Source organism: Mesorhizobium sp. M7D.F.Ca.US.004.03.1.1 (assembly GCF_003998635.1).
GTDB classification, from domain to species: domain Bacteria; phylum Pseudomonadota; class Alphaproteobacteria; order Rhizobiales; family Rhizobiaceae; genus Mesorhizobium; species Mesorhizobium loti.
This window is the reverse complement of the sequence record NZ_RZQG01000457.1, coordinates 1-4,762: the sequence shown is the minus strand read 5'-3', so window position 1 is coordinate 4,762 and position 4,762 is coordinate 1. Positions and strand designations below refer to the sequence as shown.

General features: G+C 63.0%; 6 protein-coding genes and 1 pseudogene. 1 reads left to right on the top strand and 6 read right to left on the bottom strand.

What is annotated here, in order from left to right; all coding sequences use genetic code 11:
• The 6 genes and pseudogenes from EN935_RS22665 to EN935_RS42915 all read right to left on the bottom strand — a co-directional run.
• Positions 1–317, bottom strand: a pseudogene (locus tag EN935_RS22665) (peptigoglycan-binding protein LysM); the annotation flags it as partial.
• A gap of 295 nt (positions 318–612) precedes the next feature.
• The gene (locus tag EN935_RS22660; protein WP_127373627.1) at positions 613–1,266 is read right to left on the bottom strand and encodes a protein-L-isoaspartate(D-aspartate) O-methyltransferase; all 654 of its coding nucleotides are present in this window, start codon (positions 1,264–1,266) and stop codon (positions 613–615) included.
• Positions 1,263–2,021 (bottom strand): 5'/3'-nucleotidase SurE, encoded by a 759-nt coding sequence (gene surE, locus EN935_RS22655; RefSeq protein WP_024503850.1) that lies wholly within the window; start codon positions 2,019–2,021, stop codon positions 1,263–1,265. Before surE ends, EN935_RS22660 begins: the two co-directional genes overlap by 4 nt.
• Positions 2,021–3,325, bottom strand: a complete 1,305-nt coding sequence (gene serS, locus EN935_RS22650) for a serine--tRNA ligase (protein WP_109668864.1) — start codon at positions 3,323–3,325, stop codon at positions 2,021–2,023. The genes surE and serS overlap by 1 nt, the downstream gene beginning before the upstream one ends.
• Before the next feature lie 108 nt (positions 3,326–3,433).
• Positions 3,434–4,309, bottom strand: coding sequence for a twin-arginine translocase subunit TatC (gene tatC, locus EN935_RS22645; RefSeq protein ID WP_109668862.1), 876 nt, complete (start codon positions 4,307–4,309; stop codon positions 3,434–3,436).
• Positions 4,306–4,512: a hypothetical protein gene (locus EN935_RS42915; protein ID WP_348629909.1), complete on the bottom strand. Its 207-nt coding sequence runs from the start codon at positions 4,510–4,512 to the stop codon at positions 4,306–4,308. The genes tatC and EN935_RS42915 overlap by 4 nt, the downstream gene beginning before the upstream one ends.
• Here EN935_RS42915 and EN935_RS42910 point away from each other — a divergent pair.
• Positions 4,496–4,762 (top strand): hypothetical protein (locus EN935_RS42910; protein ID WP_348629908.1); only part of this gene is annotated, 267 nt, incomplete at its 3' end. The genes EN935_RS42915 and EN935_RS42910 overlap by 17 nt on opposite strands.

Genomic DNA, 4,762 nt, shown 5'->3' with positions numbered 1-4,762 from the left:
GCGGGAGCCGGCTGTGCCTGGGCAACGGGCGGCGGCAGCGGCCGCGTCGAGACAGGCTCGAGGCTGGAACGGCTGACCGATTGTGTGTGGCTGCCATCGAGTGGAGCGGCGGCGACATCGCCCGGATAGGGCTGCTGCACGGCGTCCTGCTTGTTGATGATGGCGCGCTGATTGTTGGTCGAGGATGTAAAGACGTCGTCGACGCCATTGAACCGCGAAACCTGGGAACTGCACCCGGCCGCGGCGCCTGCAATCATGAGGACGGCGCAGCCTCGCGCCAGATTGCGTCCATTTGCCTTCAAAACACTGAGTTGCATCGCACTGACCCGCACATACCCGGTACAAACTAGGCATGATTAAAGCGCGTTAATGTTACTCGACGGTTAACCTCATGGAATCCGGCGCAATTTTCTTAAAATATTAGAGAGCGAGCTGAGGTGTGTTGAGATTCAGGTCAGGCCGAGCCAGGGTCGAAGACGGGCGCGAGGCGACCAAACAACGTGGCTTCCGGGGTCGCCCTTGCGACGAGCGGAGCGTACTTTTGGTACCTGAGCACCGGGAGCGCAGGAAACTACCGTTTGCAGGCCGGCATCACCTGAATATCGACACCGCCTAAATGACGGCGGCGACACTGCGCAGGATCGGCTGCAGGCGGACAAGGCCGATGTCCTCGCGCTCGAACCGGCTGCCGACCTTGGTCAGCTTGGCCAGCACCTGCTCGCCCTCCTCGGGTCCGATCGGGGCGATGACAATGCCGCCGCTCGACAATTGATCCAGCAGGAAGCGCGGCAGGCTGTCGAAGGCAGCCCAGGCGACGATGCGGTCGAACGGCCCTTCGTTCGGCAGCCCGCCGGACCCATCGGCGTGGCGCACGATCACATTGCCGATGCCGAGCGCCTCGAAGCGCTGCCTGGCCTGCTCGACGAGCGTCTTGTAGCGATCGGTGGTGACGACCCGCGCCGCCAGCCGCGACATCACCGCCGAGGTATAGCCGGAGCCGGCACCGACCTCGAGCACGCGGTTGCCCTGCTCGATGGCAAGCGCCGCGATCACCGCCGCCTGCATGTCGGCGCCCTCGATCGCCTCGCCGCATTCGATCGGCAGCATGCGGTCCGACCAGGCGATCTGATGAAACTGGGCAGCCAGGAAACCGCGCCGTGGTGTCGCCTCGAACGCCGCTATCAGCGCCTTCGGCACCGTCCCCCGGCCGCGCAGGCGCAGCAGAAAGGCAGCAAAACCTTCGCGGTCATCGATCCCCTGGTTCATGCAAGCGCCTTGCTCAGTTGGTCACGGATTTCATGCGCGGTCAGGTCGAGCTGCAATGGCGTCACCGACACCAGCCTGTTGCGTAGAGCGTAGAGGTCAGTACCTTGCTTGCCTTCGACCGGCTCGCGGCCAAAGCGCAGCCAATAGTAAGGCAGGCCGCGCCCGTCGCGGCGCTCGTCGACCCACAGGCTGTGCACGAGCTTGCCTTGCGAGGTGACCACTGTACCGGCGACCTCTTCGGGAGTGCAGTTGGGAAAATTGACGTTGAGCAGCACGCCGTCAGGCAGCGGCGTTGCGACCAATTTCTTCAGTAATGCCGGCGCCAGCGCCTCGGTCGTCTCGTAAGGGACGACGCGATCTTCGCCGACATAGCTGTACCCCTGGCTGAGCGCAATCGAGCGGATGCCGAGCAGCGCGCCTTCCATGGCGCCGGCGACGGTGCCGGAATAGGTGACGTCGTCAGCGATGTTGGCGCCGGAATTGATGCCGGACAGGATCAGGTCGGGTGCGCCGGGCAGGATCTTCTTGACGCCCATGATGACGCAATCGGTCGGCGTGCCGCGCACGGCAAAGTGCTTCTCGCCGATCTTGCGCAGCCGCAGCGGCTCCGAGATCGACAGCGAATGAGCATAACCGGACTGGTCCTGCTCCGGCGCCACCACCCAGACATCGTCAGACAGCGTACGCGCGACGCGTTCGAGCGACGCCAGGCCCTCGGCATGAATGCCGTCGTCATTGGTCAGAAGAATGCGCATTATTTCGCTTCGATCTTTTCCAGACCGCCCATGTAAGGCCGCAGCACTTCAGGAATGGTTACGCTGCCGTCCTCATTCTGGTAGTTTTCGATGACAGCGATGAGCGCGCGGCCAACCGCGGTGCCCGAACCGTTGAGCGTGTGGACGAAACGGTTGCCCTTGCCGTCTCTGTCCTTGTAGCGGGCATCCATGCGGCGCGCCTGGAAATCGCCGCACACCGAGCAGGACGAAATCTCGCGATAGGCGTTCTGGCCGGGTAGCCAGACCTCGATGTCGTAGGTCTTGCGCGCGCCAAAGCCCATGTCGCCGGTGCACAGCGTCATGGTGCGGAACGGCAGCCCGAGCCGCTTGAGCACTTCCTCGGCGCATTGCGTCATCCGCTCATGTTCGGCAAGTGACGATTCCTGGTCGGTGATCGACACCAGCTCGACCTTGTAGAACTGGTGCTGGCGCAGCATGCCGCGCGTATCGCGCCCGGCCGAACCCGCTTCCGACCGGAAGCATGGCGTCAGCGCGGTATAGCGCAGCGGCAGTTTTTCATGCGCGGTGATTTCTTCGCGCACAAGGTTGGTGAGCGGCACCTCGGCGGTCGGGATCAGGCCAAGCCTGCCCTCCCCGTGCGGCGTGAAGAACAGATCTTCCTCGAACTTCGGCAACTGGTTGGTGCCGAAGAGAACGTCGTCCTTGACCATCAGCGGCGGGATGACTTCTTCATAGCCATGCTCGGTCGTGTGCAAATCGAGCATGAACTGGCCGAGCGCGCGTTCCATCCGCGCCAGCCCGCTCTTCAGCACGGTGAAGCGCGAGCCTGACAGCTTCGCGGCGCGCTCGAAATCCATCATGCCGAGCGCTTCGCCGATCTCGAAATGCTCCTTCACCCAATTGGGCCGCGTCGGCACCTGGCCAACGATATGCTTGACGACATTGTCGTGCTCGTCTTTGCCGACAGGCACGTCATCGAACGGCACATTGGGCAGCACCGCCAGCGCATCGTTCAGCGCCTTGTCGAGATCGCGTTCCCGCGCCTCGCCGTTCTGGATGAAGGTTTTTATCTCGCCGACTTCAGCCTTCAGCCTTTCGGCAAGTGCCGCGTCGCCCGAACGCATGGCATTGCCGATCTCCTTCGAGGCGGCGTTGCGGCGCTCCTGCTTGGTCTGCAGTTCGGTGACGTGTTCGCGCCGCGCCTCGTCCGAGGCGATCAGTCCGTCGACCGTGGACTGCGCCTCACCCGCCGACCACGAGCGCTTCACCAGCGCCTCGACTAGGGCCTTCGGGTTGTCGCGAATCCATTTGATGTCAAGCATGTTTGAACGCTCCTGAGCTAGGCCAGAGGGCGTAAACCGCATCTGAGATCGATGCAAGATGGGCGGGGCGGCGACTGTCTTTTTCCGCCGCTGCCGCCGCTCTGTTGCCTACGAGGCAGCCGGCGCCGGAGGCTCGTCCGGGGCTTTGTCCGCCACGGTCTCCGCCGCGTCCTGCTTCTCGCGCGCCACACGCTGCTTTTCCTGATCGCGCTCGATCAGCCGGGCAGCCCAGATGGAGACCTCGTAGAGAAGGATGGTCGGAATGGCCAGGCCGATCTGGCTCATCGGATCTGGCGGCGTCAGCACGGCCGCGACGACGAAGGCAATGACGATCGCCCATTTGCGCTTCTCGGCCAGCCCCTTGGACGACAGCATGCCGACCCGTGTCATCAGGCTGGTCACCACCGGCAGCTGAAACACCAGGCCGAAGGAGAAGATCAGTGTCATGATCAGGCTGAGATATTCCGACACTTTCGGCAGCAGCGAAATCTGCACCTGATCGTCGGTGCCGGCCTGCTGCATGGCGAGGAAGAACCACATCACCATCGGCGTGAAGAAGAAATAGACCAGCGACGCGCCCATCAGGAACAGGATGGGCGATGCGATCAGGAACGGCAGGAAGGCGTTGCGCTCGTTCTTGTAGAGGCCGGGCGCGATGAACTTGTAGATCTGCGTGGCGATCAGCGGAAAGGCGATGACCATGCCGCCGAACATGGCGAGCTTGACCTGGGTGAAGAAGAACTCCTGCGGCGCGGTGTAGATCAGCTCGACTTTGTGCGGATCGAGCCCTGCCCACTTCGTTGCCCATTTGAACGGGATCACAAGCAGGTTGAACAGCTTCTTGGCGAAGAAGAAACAAACCAGGAAGGCGACAAAGAAGCCGCCGATCGACCAGATCAGCCGCCGGCGCAACTCGATCAGATGCTCCATCAGCGGCGCCGACGATTTCTCGATCTCGTCCTTTTCCTTGTCCGAAACACTCACTTGGCGGCTCCAGCCGTCTTCTTGGCAACCGGCTTCTTCGCCGCAGCAGGCTTCGGTTCGGCTTTCGCCCCCGTCTTGGTTGCTACGGTCTTGGTCGCGATCACCTTGGCCGCAGCAGGCTTGGCGGCCTTGGGCGTTTCAGGCTTTGCCGCGGGCACCGCTTTCGCCGGCACCTTGGAGACCGGCGTGGCTTTGGTGGTCACGGTTTTCGCCGCCGCAGGAGCCTTTGCGCCATGTACCGAAGCCTTGGCCGGTGCCTTTGCAACCGGCGTCGCTTTTGCCGGCGCAGGCTTGGCTGCTTTCTTCGCAGCGGACGCCTTCGACGCCGCAACAGGTGCCGTCGGCAGTGACGACGTCACCACCGATTCGTCGGTCATCGCCGGGAAAATCGGCGCTGCTGGCGCTGCTTCCGGCCCGTTGACGCCAGGCATGATCGTTGCACCATTCTTCAAC